General features: G+C 56.2%; 22 protein-coding genes. 11 read left to right on the top strand and 11 right to left on the bottom strand.

Features of this window, described 5'->3' with window-relative positions:
* Positions 1–81 precede the first annotated feature (81 nt).
* The gene (locus B3M52_RS05095; protein ID WP_156105500.1) at positions 82–249 is read right to left on the bottom strand and encodes a DUF1127 domain-containing protein; all 168 of its coding nucleotides are present in this window, start codon (positions 247–249) and stop codon (positions 82–84) included.
* A 178-nt stretch (positions 250–427) separates the two neighbouring features.
* Here B3M52_RS05095 and B3M52_RS05090 point away from each other — a divergent pair, with 178 nt between their 5' ends.
* Positions 428–1312, top strand: coding sequence for a LysR family transcriptional regulator (locus B3M52_RS05090; protein WP_127401305.1), 885 nt, complete (start codon positions 428–430; stop codon positions 1310–1312).
* Positions 1313–1320: 8 nt separating this feature from the next.
* Here the strand turns inward: B3M52_RS05090 and B3M52_RS05085 are convergent, their stop codons facing one another.
* From B3M52_RS05085 to B3M52_RS05065, 5 genes are all read right to left on the bottom strand, one after another.
* The gene (locus B3M52_RS05085; protein ID WP_083637157.1) at positions 1321–2013 is read right to left on the bottom strand and encodes an RES family NAD+ phosphorylase; all 693 of its coding nucleotides are present in this window, start codon (positions 2011–2013) and stop codon (positions 1321–1323) included.
* A complete protein-coding gene (locus B3M52_RS05080; RefSeq protein WP_127401307.1) occupies positions 2010–2411 on the bottom strand; it encodes an antitoxin Xre-like helix-turn-helix domain-containing protein in 402 nt (133 codons plus the stop codon). Before B3M52_RS05080 ends, B3M52_RS05085 begins: the two co-directional genes overlap by 4 nt.
* Before the next feature lie 99 nt (positions 2412–2510).
* Positions 2511–3107, bottom strand: a complete 597-nt coding sequence (locus B3M52_RS05075; RefSeq protein WP_036207262.1) for an ATP-dependent zinc protease — start codon at positions 3105–3107, stop codon at positions 2511–2513.
* The gene (locus B3M52_RS05070; RefSeq protein WP_151982219.1) at positions 3101–3682 is read right to left on the bottom strand and encodes an ACP phosphodiesterase; all 582 of its coding nucleotides are present in this window, start codon (positions 3680–3682) and stop codon (positions 3101–3103) included. Before B3M52_RS05070 ends, B3M52_RS05075 begins: the two co-directional genes overlap by 7 nt.
* A gap of 67 nt (positions 3683–3749) precedes the next feature.
* On the bottom strand, positions 3750–4295 hold the full coding sequence (locus B3M52_RS05065) for a porin family protein (protein WP_007152159.1): 546 nt from the start codon (positions 4293–4295) through the stop codon (positions 3750–3752).
* Positions 4296–4546: 251 nt separating this feature from the next.
* Here B3M52_RS05065 and B3M52_RS05060 point away from each other — a divergent pair, with 251 nt between their 5' ends.
* Positions 4547–5962, top strand: coding sequence for a TrkH family potassium uptake protein (locus tag B3M52_RS05060; protein WP_151982221.1), 1416 nt, complete (start codon positions 4547–4549; stop codon positions 5960–5962).
* 51 nt (positions 5963–6013) lie between these two features.
* Here B3M52_RS05060 and B3M52_RS05055 read toward each other — a convergent pair whose 3' ends face one another.
* Together B3M52_RS05055 and B3M52_RS05050 are read right to left on the bottom strand one after the other, a co-directional pair.
* Complete coding sequence (locus B3M52_RS05055) at positions 6014–6673, bottom strand: alpha/beta hydrolase (RefSeq protein ID WP_151982222.1); 660 nt, start codon at positions 6671–6673, stop codon at positions 6014–6016.
* Between the two features lie 15 nt (positions 6674–6688).
* A complete protein-coding gene (locus tag B3M52_RS05050) occupies positions 6689–7900 on the bottom strand; it encodes a 1-acyl-sn-glycerol-3-phosphate acyltransferase (RefSeq protein WP_151982224.1) in 1212 nt (403 codons plus the stop codon).
* Between the two features lie 152 nt (positions 7901–8052).
* Here B3M52_RS05050 and recQ point away from each other — a divergent pair, with 152 nt between their 5' ends.
* Complete coding sequence (gene recQ / locus B3M52_RS05045) at positions 8053–9909, top strand: DNA helicase RecQ (RefSeq protein WP_151982226.1); 1857 nt, start codon at positions 8053–8055, stop codon at positions 9907–9909.
* A 12-nt stretch (positions 9910–9921) separates the two neighbouring features.
* Here recQ and B3M52_RS05040 read toward each other — a convergent pair whose 3' ends face one another.
* Positions 9922–10473: a PaaI family thioesterase gene (locus B3M52_RS05040; protein WP_036207280.1), complete on the bottom strand. Its 552-nt coding sequence runs from the start codon at positions 10471–10473 to the stop codon at positions 9922–9924.
* 177 nt (positions 10474–10650) lie between these two features.
* On the opposite strand from B3M52_RS05040, the gene B3M52_RS05035 reads away from it, so the two are divergent.
* Positions 10651–11601: a hypothetical protein gene (locus B3M52_RS05035; protein ID WP_036207283.1), complete on the top strand. Its 951-nt coding sequence runs from the start codon at positions 10651–10653 to the stop codon at positions 11599–11601.
* On the opposite strand, the gene B3M52_RS05030 is transcribed toward B3M52_RS05035, so the two are convergent.
* On the bottom strand, positions 11584–13470 hold the full coding sequence (locus tag B3M52_RS05030; RefSeq protein ID WP_151982228.1) for a methyl-accepting chemotaxis protein: 1887 nt from the start codon (positions 13468–13470) through the stop codon (positions 11584–11586). The two genes, B3M52_RS05035 and B3M52_RS05030, sit on opposite strands and share 18 nt — an antisense overlap.
* Before the next feature lie 227 nt (positions 13471–13697).
* Here B3M52_RS05030 and B3M52_RS05025 point away from each other — a divergent pair, with 227 nt between their 5' ends.
* From B3M52_RS05025 to selD, 4 genes are all read left to right on the top strand, one after another.
* A complete protein-coding gene (locus B3M52_RS05025) occupies positions 13698–15245 on the top strand; it encodes a bifunctional GNAT family N-acetyltransferase/carbon-nitrogen hydrolase family protein (protein WP_036207289.1) in 1548 nt (515 codons plus the stop codon).
* Positions 15246–15390: 145 nt separating this feature from the next.
* A complete protein-coding gene (locus tag B3M52_RS05020) occupies positions 15391–15789 on the top strand; it encodes a hypothetical protein (protein WP_007152149.1) in 399 nt (132 codons plus the stop codon).
* 47 nt (positions 15790–15836) lie between these two features.
* Complete coding sequence (locus B3M52_RS05015) at positions 15837–16607, top strand: helix-hairpin-helix domain-containing protein (RefSeq protein WP_085680631.1); 771 nt, start codon at positions 15837–15839, stop codon at positions 16605–16607.
* Positions 16607–18883 carry a selenide, water dikinase SelD gene (gene selD, locus B3M52_RS05010; RefSeq protein WP_151982229.1) on the top strand — a complete coding sequence of 759 codons (2277 nt, stop codon included), beginning with the start codon at positions 16607–16609 and terminating at the stop codon, positions 18881–18883. The genes B3M52_RS05015 and selD overlap by 1 nt, the downstream gene beginning before the upstream one ends.
* On the opposite strand, the gene senB is transcribed toward selD, so the two are convergent.
* The gene (senB, locus tag B3M52_RS05005; RefSeq protein ID WP_151982231.1) at positions 18873–19850 is read right to left on the bottom strand and encodes a selenoneine biosynthesis selenosugar synthase SenB; all 978 of its coding nucleotides are present in this window, start codon (positions 19848–19850) and stop codon (positions 18873–18875) included. The genes selD and senB overlap by 11 nt on opposite strands.
* Before the next feature lie 176 nt (positions 19851–20026).
* Between senB and B3M52_RS05000 the strand changes: the two genes are divergently transcribed.
* The 3 genes from B3M52_RS05000 to B3M52_RS04990 are packed head-to-tail and all read left to right on the top strand — an operon-like array spanning position 20027 to position 23038.
* A complete protein-coding gene (locus tag B3M52_RS05000; protein WP_151982233.1) occupies positions 20027–20896 on the top strand; it encodes a putative selenate ABC transporter substrate-binding protein in 870 nt (289 codons plus the stop codon).
* Positions 20896–21546 (top strand): phosphonate ABC transporter ATP-binding protein, encoded by a 651-nt coding sequence (locus B3M52_RS04995; protein ID WP_127401317.1) that lies wholly within the window; start codon positions 20896–20898, stop codon positions 21544–21546. The genes B3M52_RS05000 and B3M52_RS04995 overlap by 1 nt, the downstream gene beginning before the upstream one ends.
* A gap of 25 nt (positions 21547–21571) precedes the next feature.
* Positions 21572–23038 (top strand): PhnE/PtxC family ABC transporter permease, encoded by a 1467-nt coding sequence (locus tag B3M52_RS04990; RefSeq protein ID WP_127401319.1) that lies wholly within the window; start codon positions 21572–21574, stop codon positions 23036–23038.
* The last annotated feature ends 11 nt before the right edge of the window (positions 23039–23049 follow it).

Raw genomic sequence — 23049 nt, 5'->3', positions numbered from 1 at the left:
AGCTCAGCTGCTACGAGAGGCACACAGCCCGTTCTGGAAGACGCATCGCTGAGCCCTGGTGAACAAGGCTCAGCGTGACGACTACTCCCGCCAGAATGGCTTGTGCGCTTCCTCTACCAGACTGCCGTGAGGCAACCCTATGTCTTTTTCGACCAGCCTGGTGTCCATTTCATACAGCGACTGCCTCAATTGGTACCGGCGACTCCAACGTCCCGCATAGCGTTTGATAGCAGCGATGGCTCGCCTCATGAAAGAGCTCTTTGAGGGAACACATGCAATCGATGGTGTTTGTCTGAGTGTTTGATTGACGAGGATGGCTTTCATTTTCATCTTCCTTTAAATATGAACGATGACTACAATGAAACCATTCTCGACCCGCCGTACCAGGTCGTCCATCGACATTATTTGAACCCGGTGTTCGAAAAATATGAACATAAAGCTGGACAGGCTCAAGTCTTTTCTTCTGGTGGCTGAAGAGGCCAATCTGACTCGCGCGGCCGCTCGTCGTCATTCGACACCGTCTGCGGTGAGCGAGCACCTTCGCCAGCTTGAGGAAGAGTTCGAGGTTCTGCTGTTCGAGCGCAGTAAACAGGGAATGTCCCTGACCGCGGCTGGCGAGCGCTTGCTCATGCCCGTTCGCCAGGTGTTTACCGCCGTGGAAGATGTACGTAACACTGCGCTTTCCTTGCGTTCGGTGCCCCACGCAACACTCCGCCTTGGACTGAACTCTCCGCCTGAATACCTTCGTGTAGACGAAGTGCTTCGCCGGAAGACGGACGCTCTCCCTCACCTCAACCTGGAAATGAAAACCCGGGCGTCAACCCAGATTGTCGAGCAAGTGCTTTCGGAAGAGCTGGATCTGGGGTATGTCTATGGCAACTGCGAGGACCCGAGGTTGAAGGTGGTGCCACTCACGCCAGTACGTATTTCCGTTGTTGGCCCTGCGGATACGGAGTTCGACACCCTACCAGCCGACTTCGAGTCACGTCGGCGCCTGCCCTGGATCTGGCCCAACCGGGACTGCCCGTTTTTTGATTTCATGAAGGACCTGCTTGGCCCTCAGGCAAGCCTCTCCGACGCGGCCACCAGTTCCGACGACGAGTATTCCACGGTGGTTATGGTCAAATCCGGCATGGGGTTTGGGCTTGTGGAGCGGGAGTTCGCGGAACAATCACAGAGCCGCGGAGGGGTGCGTATTTTTGATGACCCGGAGATGATCACCAACCTCAATCTGATATGCGGCGTGCGAAACTATGAACGTTCAGAATTGCGGGCACTGTTCGATTTGATCGTCAGTGAATGGAAACCGTAACGGTATTCTCACGCCTTGGTGAATTTGTTAACCGAGCTGATTTGCTCACCGTTCCAGATAAACTCGAAATGCGCCGTCTGGATAACACTGCGGACGTGCCTGGGAGTGAATAATCCCCAGCAGGTATCGCCGGGTTTTCGAACAGAGTGATACCGAAGCCCTTCCGAGCCTGCCCTGTAGAGCCTGCGACCATAACTCCGTGAAGCAGCGTAGCTGTCAGCATCGTAGATGGCGTCCCCAAAGGAGAGGGTCGTGGCGTCGTGCAGGGTCATCGTCCCTACCTTGCACTTTAGCCCCCGGAACACCAGCCGGTCGTAGTCCAAACCGTGAACGCCCTGCCAGTAGCGTGACTGGTGATAGGCCACCTCCGCTATTGCTGTATCGATGCTCTCCCCCATATACAGAACACCGTACTGGCCATCGCTGAAGCGGCTGCCTTCGGGGTTTACATGGGTAAACGGGCCGGTGGCGTAGGAGCAGCCAGGGATTCCGAACGGGATCTCCGCTTTGCGGATCAGGTTGAGATTACCCAACTCGGTCTGAAGACGGGGGTTGGTGAGCGCTTGAAGTTCGTAGAGCGCATCAAACTCATCTTCGTCCGCCACATCATCAAACAGGCTGATGGGCGGAAACCTCGAGTTGATCAGGCGAAACCCGGTAATGCTCTCGGGTGTGATCGTTGGCGGCAGTTCCTGACTCACCAGAGCCCCCCGCGCAATACATCGATACGCCTGAACGTTTCATACAAAGCAGCAAACTGGCCCGTACTGATAATCTCAAGGGGACTTTTGCCGTTGAAGTACGGATTGTCGTTTTTCAGGGCCATAAAGCCGTAAACGTTCTTCGGGTTCTCGAAGATCATCCGCAGGCAGCCATGGATGTTGACCAGATAACTGAGACGTTCAATCTGGTCATGGGTCAGGCTCGCCTGCTCCGGCGCTTTACGATACTTGTAGTACGCCGGGCGGGAGATCTGAAGGATTTTCTGTACCTGCTCGGGAGTACAGCCCCAACGGTCCAGAATATTAAACACGGTTTTAAGGCCAACGCCGGAGACGTTGTTCTTTTGGAAGGTTGCGAGTTTCTGCGCGTTACTCATAGCGGACACCACTGTTTTTAAGGCTTTCGCCCACTTAACACTTGGCATCATTGTAGACTTATAGCTACATTTTGTCTATACGCAGACTTTACAAACAACTCACCCAGCGTGCTCTTCAGCAACATCGGCCAGATTTTTGTACTCGCAGTCCTGCTTCGCGATGAAGGCGTCCGCCGAATCAATCAGGATATTGTCGTCGCGCATGAACCGTCGACCCAACAACGCCGGATAGGAAAACTTCCCACGGTCCGTGAGTGAGAACTCAGTTTTATGACTGGTACCGGCAATGCAGAAGTCCATAACCACCACAAACCGGCGCTGCGAGGGTGCGCCCTTGCGCTTGATCTTAACCGTACGCTCAACAGGCAGGCTGAACTCCAGAATCACCTCTTCCAGATTCTTGCCGTCGGCGTCGTCCTCATCCTGGTGGTCAGCCAGCGGCAACTGGAAACTGACCCATTCTTCATCACCTTTCATGAACGGCTCAACATTGACGGCATGCAGTGAAGAGGTTTTGGCCCCGGTGTCCAGCCGGGCCTTCATGCGCAGTCCTGTACCCTCGAGTACAAGCCATTCCACAAAACCAAGTCGCTCTGGCACAGCGTTTTCATTACTGCTGCTCTCAGCCATGGCGATGGAGGGGATCAGGAACGCGAAAAGCGCAGCGACAACGTATCTCTTGGAGTCCGTCAACATTCAAAATCCTTTGTGGCAAAGTGTTTGAGTTCAGGGAAAAAGCTGAGGAACCTGTGTTCGAGTTCCTGGTCGTGGGCTTTGATCTCCTCGATGATTCCGCTGAACGCATTCCTGAACCGTATGCGATTGGCGACCCGGTCCAGAGCATACCCAATGTTGTCAATGTCCTGGTATGAGCGGAACCAGTCTTGGAGAACGATCTGCTGAGTCACCTTTTGCATTTTCTCAGGCATCAACGACGCGTTTTCATCGAGTTCCCGATAGACCTGATCGATAAAGGTATCGGAATTCACATGACTAAAGCGTTGCCAGTTTCTTAACAGGTAGTGATCGTAGAGGATATCCAGCGCCACACCCGAGAAACGTCGGCGCTGAGGGGAGAACAACCGCTTGCTGGCAATGACTTGCGGATGCTGGTCGGTAAACGCATCCACCGCCCTGTGATGCTGCAGCCCCACCCTCACTTCCCGGGGCAGTTCTTCCGGCACAATGCCTCTCGCAAAGTCCCCCAGCAGGCTGCCCACACGAACCTTGGGGGAATCTGGTGCGAGAAAAAGATGGGCAAGGTGATTCAAACTGGCTCCCAATAACGGCGGCGAACAGGCCTCCGCCGCCAAGGTTTCTTTGTGCAGAGCGCTCCGATCAGAAGTTGAAGGTGACGCCCAGGCCCAGACCATCAACGGTGGAGCCATCCTTGTCATAGTAACGCATGTATTCCACGTTGCCAGACACTTCCGGTGCCAGCTCAACATTCACACCAGCGCCGTAGGAAAAGTCCGACTCATCCTCGGTGGTGGTCCCCAGGAACGACTTCGCTTCCACTTCAACCCGGGTTACACCGAAAATAACGTAAGGCGTTGCGGGTGATTCGTTCGCCAGATTCAGCGTGGCGTAGCCGCCGAAGAAATTGTCCAGCGAATAATCGACGCCGCCAATGCGATCATCGTCCACGCCAAACCCAGCACGGGCTTCGAGCCCAAAGAAAGGCGACACCAGGCCACCCACCTTCGCGGACAGCGTACCAACGTCAACGTCGTCACTGCCGTTTTCGATATTGATAAAGCTGTAGTTCAGGCCCGCATAAAGGCTACCACCACCTGACTTGTAGACATCAGCGAAGGCGCTTTGGGAGACCGCCATCAGCGGCGCTGCAGAAAGACCAAGCATCAATGCAATCGACTTTTTCATTTGAATTCTCCTTCCGGTTTCAAACCGAACTCACAATTCGAAGTTGCATCAGGCTGACGACAAACACCAGCGTTCGGATCCTTATTTACGCGGAATTTACAGTGATTTAATGTACCTGTAAGACCCTGACACACTGCGGGTTCCACCTTGCGAAAGCCCCAAGCCGCATGTATCCTGACGCCGTCTCTCTGTTCAGCCGGCTAGAGCGTCCTTTGAGAAACCTGAACCCCGTAATCTTTATCATGAGCGTCATGTTTATACTTCTTAGTATTTTCATGACCTTACCTGTGCTTCTTCTCGTAACTTCTGAATCGCCGAATGCCATGGCGTTTGCGGAGTCTGCGGCTATCTGTTTTGGCACGGGGCTGCTGGGCATTCTCGCGACCTACCGCCAGGCACGAGACCTGAAGCCCCGCTACATGTTCGTGCTGACCGTCTCTAGCTGGTTTATTATCGCCCTGCTCTCCTCGCTCCCGTTCTATCTCAGTGATCTGGGGCTCACCCTCGGCGAGGCCTTTTTCGAAGGCACATCCGGCATCACCACCACCGGTGCCACGGTGCTTACAGGCCTGGACTCCATGGACCAGGACCTGCTGCTCTGGCGCTCTGTGCTGCAGTGGATTGGTGGCATCGGGATCATCGGCATGTTCGTTGCCGTACTGCCCTTCCTCCGCGTGGGCGGCATGCGGCTTTTTGCAACGGAGTCTTCTGAATGGACGGATAAGGCCCTGCCGCGAATGAAGACCCTCAGTCGTGGCCTGCTGTTGGTTTACGTGATGTTTTCGGTGCTTGCGGTAACGATCTATTGGCTATCCGGCATGAACCTTTTTGACGCGTTCAACCATGGCCTGACGAGTATTGCGACCGGCGGCTTCTCCACGTCCGACTTGTCCATGGGCAAGTTCGACTCCAACCTGATTCTGTTGGAAGCCACCCTGTTCATGATGATCGGCAGCATGCCGTTCTTTCTTTTTGTCCGGGAAATGCATGGCCAGCACGGCGTGCTGTTCAGGGATCAGCAGGTGCGGCTGTTCGTGACCATCCTGCTGGTGGTACCTGCCTTACTGACTCTTTACCGCTGGTACGTCTCCCCAACGGAGTTTGACCTCGTTAACGGCTACGTGTCGACGCTCTTCAATGTCACGTCTGTGGTCACGACAACCGGCTATGCCTCGGAAGATTACTCTGCGTGGGGGCCACTTGCGTTTGTACTGTTCTTCTTCCTGATGTTTATTGGCGGGTGCTCTGGCTCAACGGCCGGGGGCATGAAAGTGTTCCGCTTCCAGCTCTCGCTGATCGTACTGAGGGAACAGCTGATGCGACTGTTGCACCCCAGGGCGGTATTTACCCGTAACTACAATGGTCGCGCGGTCAGTGACGAAATTATCGCTTCAATGATTGCCTACACCTTTATCTTTCTATTGTGCCTTCTGATCATAACGGTCGCGCTGGCCGCTTTGCAGTTGGACTTTATCACGAGCCTGTCGGGAGCCCTCACCGTGCTGACCAACGTTGGCCCGGCATTGGGCGACACGATTGGGCCAGCGGGCACCTTTGCACCGCTCCCAGAGCTTGCCAAATGGATTCTATCGGTGGGTATGCTGATGGGGCGTCTGGAAATACTGAGCGTGGTGATTGTGCTTTCACCAGCGTTCTGGCGAAGCTAAGCGAGGCAACCTGCCCTGCTTAGGCTTCGCCCATCGAACGGCAGGCGAGCTTTACAGCACCTTATCGCGAAGGAACTTGCCGATATCCACGATCTCTTCCATGCACACGCTGTGTTCCATCGGATAGGTCTCGTACGTGGGTTCAAACCCCATTTCCTGCAGCTTTTCCACGCTTTGCCGGCCCAGGGCCTCCGGTACCATCGGGTCAAAGGTGCCATGATAGATCCGGATCGGGATGTCACGATTTGCCTCTGAGCGCTTCACAGTCTTCGCCGTGGCAAAGTACGTTGACAGGGCAATAATACCCGCCAGGCGCTTCGGATAGCTCAACCCAAGCTCGTAGGCCACGGCGCCCCCCTGGGAAAAACCGGCAATCACAATGTTCTCGCTCTTCACGCCACGCTCAATTTCCCGGTCCACCAGTTTTGCAACGGCGTCTGACGAGGCCACCAACTGATCGGTGTCCACTACCCGATCAATATCCATCGCCTTGATGTCGTACCAGGCTGGCATCGTCATTCCGCCATTGATGGTGACCGGCATATTGGGGGCGTGAGGGAAGATGAACCGAACTGCGGCATTGTCGGGCAGCCCCAGCTCCGGCACAACCGGCTCAAAATCATGGCCACTGGCACCGAGGCCATGCAGCCAGATAACGGCAGCAGTAGGATGGGGATTGGTTTCAAATTCAATATATTGAAGTTCTTGCACAAAATACCTCGGGTATCAGGATTGTTCCGTTGGTGTATTCGTCGCGCCATTGCCATTGTGGGCCTCAAGTGCTGTCACCACCGGGTTGGCGTACATATCCAGCAGATAGGGCCGAATCGCCGGGTCGCAGGCATCAAGTCGACGCTCCATCTCCGACTCGGCGGCTTCTATTTCCGCCGCTGACCAGGCCTCTGCCGTCACCACCGCATCGCTTACAGAGTCTCTGCTGGCGTGTGAATCAGGATGAATGCCTCTTTGCTGATAGGCCACCAGGTTGGACGTGTGCAAGTGATAATTGGCATGCATCTCCCGATCGATCCGGGCAGCCAGTTCCTTAGGCGTGTTTTCGGCATCCGCGATGGGTGCTCCGAAATGCACGTGCACGTGGCCCTTGAACCCCGTGAGCCCGCGCATTATCTGGTTAGTATCCTCGCCTTCGGCCTTAATGTACTTGCCCGTGCGGGAGCGGGTTTCGAGCTCTCGGGCCTTGTCCATATCGCAGGGATCATACTCGTAGGCAATGGACACCGGCACGATGTTCAGCCGGTTCATGGCTTCGCCGAAATCCAACCCACTTTTCTTCTGGCTCATGTAGAACATTTTAATAATGGCGGGATCGGTGAAATCCAGCCCGTCTTTGGCGCGCCCTTCACGCTGCGCAATCCAGATGCTCTCGTTGTTGTCGATACTGTGATTGATAAACGCCGAAAGCATGATGTAGGCGTCCCGCATTTCACGTGGGCTGGTCATACTGCGACGCACCACAAAGCTCTTGTTCAGCCGCATCATTTCAGCAAATACGCGGTTCGCCAGCAGGTTGTCGCCAATGGCAATACGTGTGGTATTGAAGCCGTTCGCGAACAGCAGGTAATTGACCACCATCGGGTCGAACACGATGTCGCGGTGGTTGGAGATGAACAGGTGAGCGCTCTGCTTGTCCAGATTTTCCAGCCCGCTGTGGGTAACCCGGGTCGTTGTGTGATCAACCAGTTCGCCAACGTAGCCAGACAGTTGTGCCTGGAGGTCGTCGATACGGGTAAGTCCGCCAAAGTTCCTGGCCAGCCAGCGCTTGACCCATACCCGGAGCATTCCCGGCGCCCATTTGGCCAGTGTGGGCGACTTGAAGCGGCCAATCATATCCAGAAATTCCGGATCCCGTACCAGATTGTTGATGGCGGTTCCGGTTTCCTCGTCCGAGTAAGGTCGGATGGCGTCAAATTCCTGCATGGAGTTCCTGTTTGTTGGGTGCAGAAAAAAGGCGCATTGTAGCGTTTATAAGGTTTGTTTGTCTCCGCCGATTCCGTGACCGCTTTCTGGTATCATGGCCTGCCTGCCAGAACGGCACCCTTTTACCCTCAACCAACACCGCTGGCCAAGTCATGGATTTTGCACAACTCAGCACAGAGCGCCCCCGTGTTACCGACCAGGACCCGGAAGAAGTCCTTCATCGTGTTTTCGGTTACGAGACCTTCCGGCCCTTGCAGGGCGACATTATCCGCGAGCTGGTTAACGGTGGCGATGCGTTGGTACTGATGCCCACCGGTGGTGGTAAATCCCTCTGCTATCAGGTGCCAGCCCTGGTTCGCGCCGGAACAGCTGTCGTCATATCACCTCTGATTGCACTGATGCAGGACCAGGTGGCAGCGCTGAAAGAACTGGGCGTCAAGGCCGCGTTCCTGAACTCCACCATGGATTTCGAACAGGCCCGGGACACTGAAAACGCGCTTATGACCGGCGAACTGGATCTGCTCTACTGCGCGCCGGAACGGCTGATCCAGCCTCGCACACTGGACCTGTTACATGATGCTTCTATTTCCCTGTTTGCCATCGACGAAGCCCACTGTGTGTCCCAGTGGGGGCACGATTTCCGCTCCGACTACCTGGAGCTAAGCCGGCTGGCCCATGAATTCCCGGGCGTACCCCGCATAGCCCTCACCGCCACCGCGGACGAGCGCACCCGCAAGGAGATCGCTGAACGGCTGTCCCTGACCGAAGCCCGACACTTTATCAGTGGTTTTGATCGCCCAAATATTCAGTACAGAATTGCTCCGAAAACCAATGCAAACAAACAACTACTGGATTTTATTAAAGCGGAACATGATGGCGACTGCGGCATCGTTTATTGCCTGTCCCGCAACAAAGTCGACAGCACCGCGAAGCTGCTCAGTGACAAAGGCTACACCGCTCTGCCCTACCATGCGGGCCTCAATGCCGGTGATCGCGCGCGGAATCAGGAGCGCTTCCTACGCGAGGACGGCGTCATCATCGTGGCCACCATTGCTTTTGGCATGGGCATCGATAAACCCGATGTTCGATTTGTCGCCCACTTGGACCTTCCAAAAAGCCTGGAAGCCTACTATCAGGAAACCGGACGAGCCGGTCGTGATGGAAAGCCTTCGACCGCCTGGATGGTTTACGGCCTGCAGGACGTGATCAAGCTGCGACAGATGCTCGAAGGCTCCATGGGCAATGACCACTTCAAACGGGTTGAGCGCCAGAAGCTGGATGCCATGCTAGGCCTGTGCGAAGTGACAAGCTGTCGGCGACAGGTGTTGCTGCGGTATTTCGGCGACACCCTTGAACAGCCCTGTGGCAACTGTGACACCTGCCTGACTCCACCGGAAACCTGGGACGGCAAGATTGCTGTTCAGAAGGCGCTCTCCTGCGTGTTCAGAACCGGCCAACGTTTCGGGGTTACGTATTTGATTGATGTGTTACGCGGCTCTGAGAACGAACGCATCCTGCAGTCCGGCCATCAAACGGTTTCCACCTACGGAATTGGTACCGAGTTGTCTGCAAACGACTGGAAGTCCGTATTTCGTCAGCTGGTGGCCAATGGTTACCTTAGGGCTGACCCGGAAGGCTATGGAGCGTTGCAACTCACGGAGCAATGCCGCCCACTACTTAAGGGCGAGGTAGCTATCCAATTACGCAAGGATCCCGTGGTGAAGGCCTCCAGTGGCCGTGGGTCATCAGGGTCCGGCCGCCGCAGGATTGCAGACCAGATCACTGACAAACCCGGCTGGGAAGCGCTGCGGGCCTGCCGAAAATCGCTGGCGGATGAGAAGGGCGTGCCGCCCTACGTGATTTTCCACGATGCCACGCTGTTTGAAATCCTGGACAAGAAACCGAACAGCCTTGCCGAAATGTCTGAGATAAACGGCGTGGGTGCGGCAAAGCTCGAAAAATACGGGGAAACTTTCCTCGCCGCCCTAAGGGAGTTGGACGGCGCTTGAATCGACCTCAGTTCACTGCGCCTGGAAGCCTTTCTTGCGAACACGATAGTGGGCCATCGAAGTGGCCACATGATGGCCGTCACTGTCGTACAGTGTGCCTTCTAACTCAAACGCGGCCCTGCCCGTAGCATCGGCCTCGGCCTTGATGGCTTCAACCGTGGCGGCGTCCAGTGAAAACTCGACAAACACATCGGAATTCGCCGGCTGCAGGAACTGAAGCGTCATTTCCTTGAGAATCGGCGTGTAAGCCGGGCCGAGATCAAACAGCGTCAACACGCCACCGGGGATCTCCGCCACCAGGAAATAGGCACCGGCGTAGAGGCTGCCAAAGTGGTTCTTATTGCCTTTCAGGCGTATTCTTGCCTTAACGAACCCCGGGCGAATCTCCTCGACACTGAATCGATTCCGTGGTGCAAACGGGATTGATAGGCCAATAATTCGGTTGACGGCCGCATAACCACTGGTTTTACGGAGCCAGGCCAGCGGTTGGGTGATTCGCGCACCAGGATTCGATTCAGACACCCAATGGCCGGTTGCACCTATCAGATTGTCGATGAACGCCATGTCTTCTTACCTGTTGGTGATTTAACGCCCATGATTGCAGCCGTTTAAAAGGTATCGCAACTGTTTTCGGGATTTTTTACGGTTATCCCTTTCCGGAAAGAAAAATTCACCTAAACTGCTTGGATATCAAAACGGGCGATAACAAGAAACTCGAATGGACGCGGGAGTAAGTCTTCAATGAAAGTGAGGCGTGCGCGTGGCTGGCTGACGGCCCTGGCATTGTTTCTGGTTTGCCCGGGAACCGGTGTGTCTTCGGAATATCTGTCTGGAGAAACACAGGCAAGGGAATATCGCCTGTGGTACCGCAATTACGACAGCCCACCCATACGTGCCCTGGTTGCCCTCGCCTTCGACAAGACACCGGAATACGGTTCGTATCGAATCACTCGCACCCCGGAGATGGCCCAAGGCCGGGTTGTCCGCGAACTTGAGCGCCAGCAATCAAAATTGGTCGATCTCGCGAATGTCGCGACATCAAAACAGAGGGAAGAAAGCCTGCAGGCCATCCCCATACCTATCGATGGCGGACTTTTGGGGCTTCGGGTGTGCGTGGTGCTTAAAGAGTCCTTGCCCAGATTCAAAGGCATCCGAAGCCTTGGCAATCTTGAGGAAGTCGGTATCCGCATCGGCCAGGGCGCACACTGGCCGGATTCGTCGATTCTTCAGGCCAACGGAGTCAGCGTGGTGACTCACTCGCGGTACGAAATTCTTTTCCGCATGCTGGAGAATCATCGTTTTGAATGCTTCGCCCGGGGAGTCAACGAGGTTCTTTTCGATCTGGAGCTTGAAAACAACGAAGATTTCGCCATCGAGCCGGACCTGCTGCTGGCCTATCCGATGCCCTCTTACTTCTTCGTCAACCGGCACGACCACGAAACGGCACATCGGCTTCAATTGGGCATGGAAAGGGCCATTTTCGATGGCAGCTTTGGCGCGTACCTCAACCAATACTACGGCCAGTCCATCGACGAGCTAAACCTGCACAGCCGGAACGTCCTTGTTCTGGAAAATCCCTATCTGACGGACGAGTCCCGGGCCATCGGCACCAGAACCCTCCTCGAACTCCGACGGCGAATCCAGATACTATCCGCGCCCCAGAAAACGTCTTACTCAAACCCTGAATCGTGACACGTTCTTACTAAGCGTGTGGCCGACCGATTCAATCTGACCGCTATAGACGTCGTTCTCGCTGGCAGCCTTGGCGGCTTCCTGGCCCTGGTCGGCAATCCGGGTGATGGAGGAGTTCAGCTCCTCTGTCACCGAGGTTTGCTCTTCAGAGGCCGTTGCGATCTGGGAGGTCATCTGGCTGATCGACGTTATGGCATCAGCAATACGGTTGAGGGACTCCATGGCATCCTGAGCTTTCTCCATGCTCACATTCGAGACCGCTGTTGATGCCTTCATGACGTCCACAGCCTGGGTTGCACCGCTTTGCAGGCGCTCAATCATGTTGTTGATTTCTTCCGTGCTGTCCTGGGTGCGGCGGGCCAGATTGCGCACTTCGTCAGCAACAACCGCAAAGCCACGGCCCGCGTCCCCTGCCCTTGCGGCCTCGATCGCCGCGTTCAGTGCCAGCAGGTTGGTCTGTTCAGCAATCCCCTGAATTACCTCGAGAACCGAGGTAATGTCGGTAACGTCCTTGCCGAGTTTATCGATGACTTCCGCAGCGGCGTTAATCTCTTTTGACAATTTCTGTACTGCATCCCGGGAAGCGGCAACGGTTTCAAGGGAAGCACGGCTGTCTGCATCGGCGGTGTTGGAGGCATCCGCGGTCTGTTGGGCATTCTGTGCAATTTCCCCGGCAGCGGCAGACATCTCATTGATGGCCGTGGCCACCATATCAATCTCGGCCTGCTGTTTTTCAACGCTGTCTCGGCTGGTGCTGGCGGTATCCCGCAGGGAGGACACGTTTTCGCCAAGCTCGGCGGTGCCTTGCTGGACGTCCCGGACCACATTCTGGATATTCTCAACAAAGCTGTTGAACTCCGCCGCGAGCTTGCCGAACTCGTCGTTGGCGCTATCGTCCAGGCGCTTGGTGAGGTCCGCCTCGCCACTGGCGATTGACGCCATGGCGGCATTAAGCTTACGAACGGGAGCCATCAGCACGCGGATACCAAAACGCAGGATCACCAGGGACACCAACAAGCCAATTACTGCGATGATCAGCCCGGTTACGCGAGCGGCGTGGACCGGCGCATTGATTTTGTCCTCGTTGATAAAAGTGCCGAGATACCACTCAACACCACGGGCACCTTTGATGCGATGGAAACCGGCAGTCCAACTGGCATCTCCGGTGTCATATTCGTGAATTTCACCGCTGAGCCGAGGGGATTCTCCCAAAAGACTGCTGATCTTCTTGCCAACCAGTTTCTGGTCCGGGTGAAACAACACGGTGCCGTCGTCACTGATCAGGGCCGCATAGCCAGTGTTGGCCAGCGTAATCGTGGAGAGCGTCTGTTCTATGGTCTTCAGGGCAATATCACCACCGACAACACCCTGGTAGGCCCCACGTTTGACCGGTGCCAGCGTGGAAATGATGGTGCCTCCAGTGCCCGCGTCCACGTAGGGTTCGGTGAACGACGCTGAGCCCTTTTGTTTCGCCTGTTTGAACCAGGGCCGCGTGCGTGGGTCGAAATCCGCAGGCAGCGTGGCTTCTGAGGCATCGTCCTTCATCAGCATATAGCCATCATCGCGGCCAACATAGACGTCAATGAACCCGCCACCGGTTGTCGCAGCGGCCAGGATAACCCTCGCCTCGGCATCGGTTTCCACCGACTCCAACGCTTTTGCCGTTGCTTCGGTCATGGCAAGACGGGTGTTGAGCCAATCCGCAATGCTGGACGTACTCTGGGCCACGGTGTCTTCAATCAGTGCATCAACATAGGTATCCGTAGTGTCCTGTAACCGGAGGTTGCCGCTGAGCGTAAACGCCCCCATAACAAGTAAAAGCAAAATACCAAAGGCGACGAGCAACTTCTGGCCGAAACTGAGGTTCATTTTCCGGGTCCTTTTCGAGACAGTCTATTCGGGGGGTCAGTCAAACAGCCTATCGGCTGTCTTTCATTCATAAACTGGTTTTCGGCGTGTGCTGCAAAGTCTTTAACTTTATGTGATAAGAAGTCTTAAGCTTTAGGTGATAAGAAGTCTTTAGCGCTCTCTGATAAAATACCGAAGCAATCGACAATTCTTGCCGTCATTTCCACACCCAACGGGAGCTGCCGTATATGGCCCACGAAGAACTGCACCTCAACCTTCGTAACCTGACCAGTGATGATTACCCACAGCTCCAGCGACTGATGGACAGGGTCTACGACGATATTGGCGGTGCCTGGCCAGAGGACACGATCGAAGCTCTGGTGCAACAGTTTCCGGATGGTCAGATCTGTATCGAAGAGTCCGGTGACCTGGTGGCCGTAGCCCTCACGGTGTGCGTCAAGTATGAGCGATTCAGCAACCCGCACACCTACGACGACCTGATCCTGCGCAATGAAAAGATCTGGCACAACGCCAAAGGCGACTCGCTTTACGGCCTCGATGTGTTTATCCACCCGGATTATCGCGGCTACCGCCTTGGCCGGCGGCTTTATGAAGCTCGCAAAGAACTCTGCCGATCCATGAACCTGCGCGCCATCCTGGCGGGTGGCCGCATCCCCGGATATCACAAGTATTCAGACCAGCACTCTCCGGAAGAATACATCCAGCGTGTGGATCGCAAGGACATCTACGACCCGATCCTCAGCTTTCAGCTGTCCAACGACTTCCAGGTCACCCGGCTGATGCACAAGTACCTGCCGGAAGACGAGAAATCCCTGGGCTACGCCACTCTGCTGGAATGGCGGAACATCCTCTATACACCGCCGTCGCCGGTGCTTAACGTCAAGAAGACTCAAGTGCGCCTGGGTGCCGTTCAGTGGCAGATGCGTGAATTTACCTCTGTGGAGGAAGTGCTGGAACAGGTGGAGTACTTCGTGGATGCGCTCTCGGATTACAAGAGCGATTTCGCCCTGTTTCCAGAATTTTTCAACGCACCGCTGATGGGCCTGACGGACCAGGTGGACCAGACACGGGCCATTCGCTTTCTGGCAGGCTTTACCGAGCAATTCCGCAATCAGATGTCGGAAATGGCGGTCAGTTACAACATCAACATCATTACCGGCTCGATGCCCCTGCTCGAAAATGATCGGGTCTACAACGTGTCCTACCTGTGCCACCGCGACGGCCGCGTCGACGAGCAGCGCAAGATTCATATCACGCCCCACGAACGCCGTGACTGGGTCATCGAAGGCGGTGAGAAGTTCCAGGTGTTCGACACCGACGCCGGCCGCGTGGCCATCATGATCTGTTACGACATCGAGTTCCCGGAACTGGGGCGCCTGGCGGCCATCGAAGAGGTGGATATTATTATGGTGCCCTTCTGGACGGACACCAAGAACGGATACCTTCGGGTGCGGCACTGTGCGCAGGCACGGGCGATTGAAAACGAGTGCTATGTCGTGATCACCGGTAGTGTGGGTAACCTTCCCAAGGTTGAGAACCTGGACGTGCAGTACGCCCAGTCTTCCGTATTCTCACCGTCGGACTTTGCGTTCCCCCACGATGCGGTGATGGCGGAAACCACACCGAATACGGAAATGATCATGTTTTCAGACATGGATCTGGAAAAGCTGAAGCTGGTGCGCAATGAAGGCTCGGTGACCAACCTGAAAGACCGGCGCACGGATATTTACGAGCTCAACACGCTACAAACGGGCCAAAATGATAAAAACAGTTGATGAACCGCCTGAGAGCTCTATCGTATGACACTGAACACGTTGCCAAACCAACATAGTGTGGCTATTGTTTAACCATATACTTTCAGGAACACGCCCTCGGGGTGTCGTCCGGACCCCCTCGGGGTGCAAAAGAGATCACTTTTAGATGAACGAAGCACTACCGGATCTTGTCGCACATTTTCACATCAAGCGTGGCCTCTTTCGCCGGGAGCGTGTACAGGCCGCGCTGTTCGAGCTGGATCACTTCGGATGTGTGATGAAGACGGACAAGATATTTAACCCCGGTGATACGGTTATTCTGGATCTCGTGATGGAAATGCCGTTTGACGACATCAGGGCGGATGGAATTACCGGCCTGGTAACGGAACGCAGGAAACACTGTAGCAATTTCTTCTATTCCGTTGATTTCGTAGAACTCAATGACAACTCCTCGTCTGCCCTGAGCGAAAAACTCAAGCGCATTCGTGAGGTGGTGCTCAAGAAGCAGACGCTAAAATCCAGACGTTCCTCAGGGCCCGCCTCCAGCATTCGGCAACTGGCCTGAACTCACCAACGCCCCACATCAACTTGCACTTCAAGGAGAAAGTCCTCATGGCGAAGAAAGCCAACAAGCAAAGCGTTGATAAAGTCGTCAAGAAAGTGAACAAAGAGTTCGATAAAACGTCATCACAGATCGAAAAGCTGATCAACGACGCCCTCAAGCAGTTCGACAGCCTGCAGAACCAGATTCAGGAACCCGTCCGCAAACTGTTGAAGGAAGTGGATGAGCTTCGTGATCGTGAAATGAAACGTTTCAACGAAGAATTTGAACGTCGCTTGGGTGAATTCCACGATTTGCAAAACAATATCCTGGACCGCCTTGGTATTGCCAGCAAGGAAGCCAGCGAAGAGGCGAAGAAGGTCGCAGGCCAGGCCGCCAAGAAGGCCGGCCCTGCTGCCAAAGGCAAGTCAGCTCCGAAAAAATCCACCGCCAGTAAGACAGCGGCCAAAAAACCGGCCGCCAAGAAGCCCGCCACACCAAAAGCGGCAACTGCAAAGAAAGCCGCCAAACCCAAGGCGAGCACCGCCGCCAAAAGTCCGGCCGCAGCCACTAAAGCCGCTCCCAAGAAAGCCGCCACGGCCGCGCGGAAGCCAGCGGCAAAGCCGGCTGCAGCAACACGCGCTCCAAAGCCGAAGGACAAGAGCGACCTGACCCAGGTTAAAGGTATTGGGCCGGCCACCGCCCGCAAAATGAAGGAAGCCGGTATCACCTCGGTTGATCAGATCGCCAATCCGTCTGACGCGGACAAGGAAAAGCTTCAGGCATTTTCAAGCGTGAAAGGCTTTAACACCTTCAGTGACGAAGCCAAGAAAGTTATTTAATGCAACAATCCGAACAGCCTGTTTTACGGGACATTGTCCTGATTGGCGGCGGACACAGCCACGTAGGCGTTCTCAAGCGCTTTGCCATGAACCCAGTGCCTGGTGTCCGCCTTACCCTCATCTGCAGGGATACCCATACACCCTACTCCGGAATGCTTCCCGGGTACGTGGCTGGGCATTATTCCTACGACGACGTCCATATAGACCTCAGCAAACTGGCCGAGTTCGCGGGCGCGCGCTTCTACCGCGATGAAGTGGTTGGCATCGACCGCCATCGAAAACGTGTGGTCTGCCGCTCCCGGCCGGACGTGCCTTACGACATTCTGTCGGTGAATATCGGGTCCGCTCCCAAGGTCGGTGACGTCAGCGGCGCAACTGAACATGCAGTGCCCGTCAAGCCTATCAACGGATTCAACAATCGCTGGCTGTCATTGTTGTCGCGGCTGGAAAACCATGACGGCCCGATGACCGTTGCTGTGGTCGGCGCAGGTGCAGGTGGCGTTGAACTCACACTGGCCATGCAGTTCCGGCTACGAAATGAGCTCGAAAAGCGCGGCCACGACCCGGACCAGTTGCACTTTCATCTGTTTGATGCAGACCAGCAGATCCTGCCTACCCACAACGCCAGGGTGCGTGCGGTATTCGCTGACACACTCGCAAGCCGTGGGGTGAAGGTTCACCTGGGATCCGCAGTCTCAGAGGTGGAGGCCAATCGTTTGACCACGGAGTCCGGCGACACCCTGTCGGTTGACGAAGTGCTCTGGGTCACCCGTGCCGGCGGCCCCGAGTGGCTGCGGGATACCGGCCTGGCCCTGGACGACGGTGGCTTTATCCGGGTGACGGACACCCTGCAGACAGAAACCGACAACGATATCTTCGCGGCGGGTGACATTGCCAACGTTGTAAATCACCCCCGGGAAAAAGCCGGCGTATTTGCCGTTCGTCAGGGCCGGCCACTGGCGGACAACCTCCGCCGCCATGCCCTCGGAAAGCCCGCGAAGCCATTCCGGCCGCAGAAAAAATGGCTGGCGCTGATCAGTACCGGCGACAAATTCGGAGTGGCCTCCAGAGGTGACCTGTCGTTGGCCGGTTCTTGGGTCTGGCGCTGGAAAAACAGCATTGATAGACGCTTCATGGCGAAATTCAATGATCTTCCCGCCATGGAAGAGAACGCCGCCCTGCCCGACACCGGCGCCGCACAAAACCCCGAGGAAGCGTCCCAGGCCATCTCCGCGGTGGCCATGCGTTGCGGTGGCTGCGGAGCCAAAGTCGGCAGTACCGTGCTGTCACGGGCCCTCGGCGAGCTGCGACCAATAGAGCGGGATGACATCCTGATTGGTCTACACGCCCCAGACGACGCCGCCGTACTGACCGTCCCACCCGGAAAGGCGGTGGTTCACACCGTCGATTTCTTTCGCGCCTTTATTGACGACCCCTATGTGTTCGGCCGGGTTGCCGCCAATCACGCCCTGGGCGACGTGTTTGCCATGGGCGCCGAAGCTCAGAGTGCCACCGCCGTAGCGACCGTGCCCTACGGCATAGAGTCCAAGGTGGAAGACGTGGTTTACCAGATGATGTCCGGCGCCGTGGAAGTGCTGAATGAAGCTGGCTGCGCGTTGGTGGGCGGCCATACGGGTGAAGGCCGGGAGCTGGCACTGGGCTTTGCCGTCAACGGGTTGATTGATCCGGATGACGTCATGAGCAAGGGCGGCCTGCGGGCCGGAGACGTTCTGCTGCTGACCAAGCCTATCGGTACCGGGACGCTCTTCGCTGCCCACGCCAAACTTGCCGCGAAAGGCCGCTGGATTGATTCTGCCCTGGCCTCAATGATGCAGTCCAACAAAGACGCGGCCCAGTGCCTGCGCCGATATGGTTCACGAGCCTGCACCGACGTAACGGGTTTTGGTTTGCTTGGCCATCTGGTTGAGATGACGCGCCCCTCTGGCGTTGATGCGGAGCTCGATCTCACGGCAATACCGATTTTGCCTGGCGCTGAGGAAACTGCAGCAGCAGGTATCCTCAGCTCCTTGCAGCCGGCCAACATTCGTCTCCGGCGTGGTATTAGAGGCCAGGAAAAGTGGGTCAACCATCCTCGCTACCCATTGATCTTCGACCCGCAGACCGCCGGCGGACTGCTGGCCAGCGTGCCCGCTGACCAGGCGGATGCCTGTATCAGTGAGCTGAAAGCAATGGGCTATCCCCACACTGCCATTATAGGGCGGGTGTTGCCGCAGGATGAGAGCGGCCCCATCGAGCCCATTACACTCAGGGATTGAGACGGTCGCCTTTGGCCCTGGCCTTCTCAATCGCAGTGAGCAGGGCCGCTTGCTCAGCTTCAGAAACAAAGCAAGAGGCGAGTTCGGTGACGCGATCGGTCAGTTCCCCGAGATATTCGGGGGAATGTTCCGCCCACAGTAACACCTTCGCAAGATCAGCCTCGTCGCCTACACGGAAGTACCCCGGGTAATCTTCACCCAGTAGGCCAATATTGCCGGAGATGTCCGACGCGATAACCGGCAGCCCTGCACGACAGGCTTCGGATACGACATTAGCGCCTCCTTCCATCACCGAGCTGATAACCATGGCACGGCAACGGTTCATAAGCTGATGGGTGGACGGTCTGTCAATTTCGCCGAGCCACTGAAAACGCGGATTGGCCTCCTGTTCGGCTATGGCTCGCCGAGCCCAGTCCTGGCTGTGAGCCTTGCCTGCATTCAGCACCCGGATGGTCGAACCTGGCGGCAATGTCCTCGCCGCGATTGCGGCCCTCAGAGGGTCCTTCTCCTCGCGCAGGTGTCCGATAACACAGACATCGAAATGCCTGGTATCGACGCTTGCATTGCCCCCGGGCCGATCGGCGGACTGCAGCACCGTCACCAGCTTTGGCACGAAACGCTCGGGAATATCCCGGCCAACACGATGGTGGAGCCCCACAAGGCAATCCGCGAGGGCCATGGAATGGAGGGTTTGCTCCGGGTAGCGGTACTGGTGGTCGTATATGTCCGTGCCCGTAAGCACAACGATTATCGGCGTTTCCGGGTTACGGTCACGGAAGCGAAGAACGGCCTCATGGCTCCTCCAAGCGTGCAGGGCAATGTACAGGTCGCAGGGCTCGTTGTTGTATTCGGTCACAACGAAAACCCGGTGTCCGGCCTGCTCAAGCAATCGGCACCATCGGTCCGCCGTGGCCCGATTACCAGCCCTGGAGCCCGGTAGCGCCGGGGTATTCAGGATGATTTTCATGAGTGTCGGTTTCCATCAAGATTTTCATTTTTTGCCGGATACCCCTAACCTGATTGGCTCATAGAATCGTATAGCTGTTCAGAGTTGCAGTAAATCACGGTATTCTGGATAGCTTCGGGCTTCCGGTCCGGACATGTGACCCCGCTAAATTCAGCTCCAGACACAAGGAAATTCAAATGGCTTTGAAATTGATACGGAAATTCGCTGTCGCCAGCTTACTGACCTTGCTCTCTTCAGCAACCGTTTCAGCCCAGACACTCGTCTTCACGGCCATTCCCGATGAAGACGAAACCAAACTGGTGGAACGCTTCACGGGTATCGCCGATTACCTGGCAGGAGAGTTGGACGTAGATGTTCGCTATATCCCTGTCAAATCCTACGCCGCCGCGGTTTCAGCCTTCCGCAACAACCAGGTCCAGCTAGCCTGGTTCGGCGGGCTTTCCGGCGTGCAGGCCCGTGAATTGGTTCCCGGCTCTGAAGCGATTGCCCAGGGCGTGGAAGACAAAGCGTTCTACACTCATTTCATTGCCCACAAAAGTACCGGACTTGACGAGATGGAAACCCTGTCCGACGAACTCCAGGGGAAGACCTTTACCTTCGGTTCCAAGGGGTCAACCTCCGGCCGCCTGATTCCGGAGTACTATATTCGCGAATCCTTTGATGACAGCCCCGACGACGTCTTCAGCCGTGTAGGCTTCAGTGGCAATCACACCCGCACCCTTCGTCTCGTAGAGGCGGGCACCTACGATGTTGGCGCGATCAACTTCTCAGTGTGGGACAAGGAAATGGAAAACGGCAACATTGATACCGACGCGGTGAAGGTCATCTGGACAACGCCGTCGTACCCGAACTATCAGTGGAGTGTTCGCGGCGACGTCAACGAACAGTTCGGTGAAGGTTTCCAGAAACGGCTTCAGGAAGCCCTGCTTGCGATGGACGACCCTGAATTGCTTGAAAGCTTTCCCCGTAGTGGTTTCATCCCAGTCTCCAATGACGCTTACGAGCCGATCCGGGTAGTTGGAAAGCAGATCGGAATCATCGATTAATGTCGGGATTCGATCTGTCCGGCCTGACGGCGTCTTTTGGTGGAGAGCGGGTGATTGGCCCGCTCTCCCTCAGTGTCAGGGAAGGAGAGCGCGTTGGCCTGGTGGGCCGCAGCGGCGCCGGAAAATCCACTCTGATCCGTCTTGTCTATGAGCAGGTGGAGCGCCTGGCAGCATTGGTACCCCAGGACCTGGGGCTGGTCAACGCGTTACCGGTATTCCACAACGTGTACATGGGCCGCCTCGATGCCCACGGCAACTGGTACAACATGGTTACCCTGGTTCGGCCATTTACCCGGGACAGCCGTGACGTCAAAAGCCTATTGTCGGAATTGGGGATGACCGAGAAAGCCTGGATGCCCACTGCATCGCTGTCCGGCGGACAGCGCCAGCGCGTGGCCATCGCCCGTGCCCTTTACCGGCAGTCAGGACTTTTGTTAGCGGACGAGCCTGTCTCCGCCCTGGACGGACCGCTTGCCCATCAGGTTATGACGTTATTGAGAGAGCGCTTCAAGACCAGCGTTATCGCACTCCATGATGTCGAGCTCGCACTGGAATACTGCACCCGTATCGTGGGCATCCAGGACGGGCAGATCGCGCTGGACGAGCCGAGCGAAAAGCTCACACCGGCCGACATTGCGCCACTCTACTGACTCAACCGGCCCAGATTCCACTCCTATGCTGTCTTCGCCAACCGTCAAAACCAGCCTGATCTTTATCGCCATCGCCCTGGTAGGCCTGGTGTTTGCCGATATCGCTATCACGGCAGCCAATCCCTGGAAAGATCTTGGTCGGTTCTTCCTGGGCGTGATGACACCGGATTTTTTCAGTACCGAAGGGCTGGCAACCGCCCTGCTTCGGACGGTTGCCTTTGCCTTCGTTGGCGTCGCTCTCGGCAGTATCAGCGGCTTTCTTCTGGCGCTTGTTTATCGCTGGATGCCGATTCGGATTCTGTGCGCGTTTGTGCGGGCGATACACGAGCTGTTCTGGGCGCTTATTTTCCTGCAATTTTTCGGCTTCCATCCGCTGACAGGCGTTCTAGCGATCGCTATCCCCTACGCTGGTATCTTCGCCAAGGTCTATTCGGAGATCCTGGAAGAAGCCGACCCCGAGCCCGGTCGCCTGTTACCGCCCCGTACGGGCGTTGTTTCGGCCTTCCTGTACACCAAAATACCGGATTGCTGGGTGCAACTGCGAACCTACACCGCATACCGGCTGGAATGCGGCTTGCGCTCCAGTGCCATCCTTGGCTTTGTCGGCTTGCCAACCCTCGGCTTCTACCTCGAATCGGCCTTTTCACAAGGCCACTATTCCGACGCCGGCGCCATGCTGATCCTTTTCTATGTGCTGATAGCCACCATGCCGCTCTGGGTAAAGCCGAAGCTGCTGCCCGTTTATATCGTTGGCGCTCCGTTTTTTCTTGGCGAAGGTCTCCCGATTGTCTGGAGCAACGTCGGTCGGTTTTTCACCCAGGACATCGTGCCGTCGCCACTGCGCGGTGAAGAAGGCTGGGGCGGCATGGGCGCGTGGCTGGGGGACATGTTTGTCAATCAGGCCATGCCGGGCATCTGGAACACGGTGATCCTGACCCAGGTGGCCCTGGTTGCAACCGGGATCATTGCACTGCTGGCCTTCCCGTTGATTTCCACTCACTTCGGAGGGCCAGTGCGCCGCACGTCCGGGCATGTCTTCCTGGTGATCATGCGTTCCACGCCGGAATACATCCTGGCGTATATCCTTTTGCAACTGTGGGGACCGTCCATGTTGCCTGCTGTCGTCGCGTTGGCGTTGCACAATGGGGGCATCATCGGCCATCTGATTGGCCGGCAGTCCAGCACCATCCGGTTACGCCCGGATGCGCCGAATGGTCTTAATCGATATACCTATGAACTGGTGCCCAGGGTCTATCGTTCGTTCCTGGCGTTCCTGTTCTACCGCTGGGAGATCATCATGCGGGAAACTGCCATCCTCGGCATACTGGGCATCTACACCCTGGGTTTCTATGTCGACAGCGCCATCCAGAACATCCAGTTTGATCGCGCGATGGTGCTGATCCTGATCACCGCATCGCTGAATATCGGTGTCGATGTGCTGGGCCGCTTTATCCGCAGGAAACTCGCCCTGCAGACCATGCCCACCTGCTAGCTGCCTACCGC

Source organism: Marinobacter sp. UBA2688, from assembly GCF_002352785.1.
GTDB lineage: Bacteria > Pseudomonadota > Gammaproteobacteria > Pseudomonadales > Oleiphilaceae > Marinobacter > Marinobacter salarius.
This window is presented reverse-complemented; position numbering and strand designations above follow the sequence as displayed.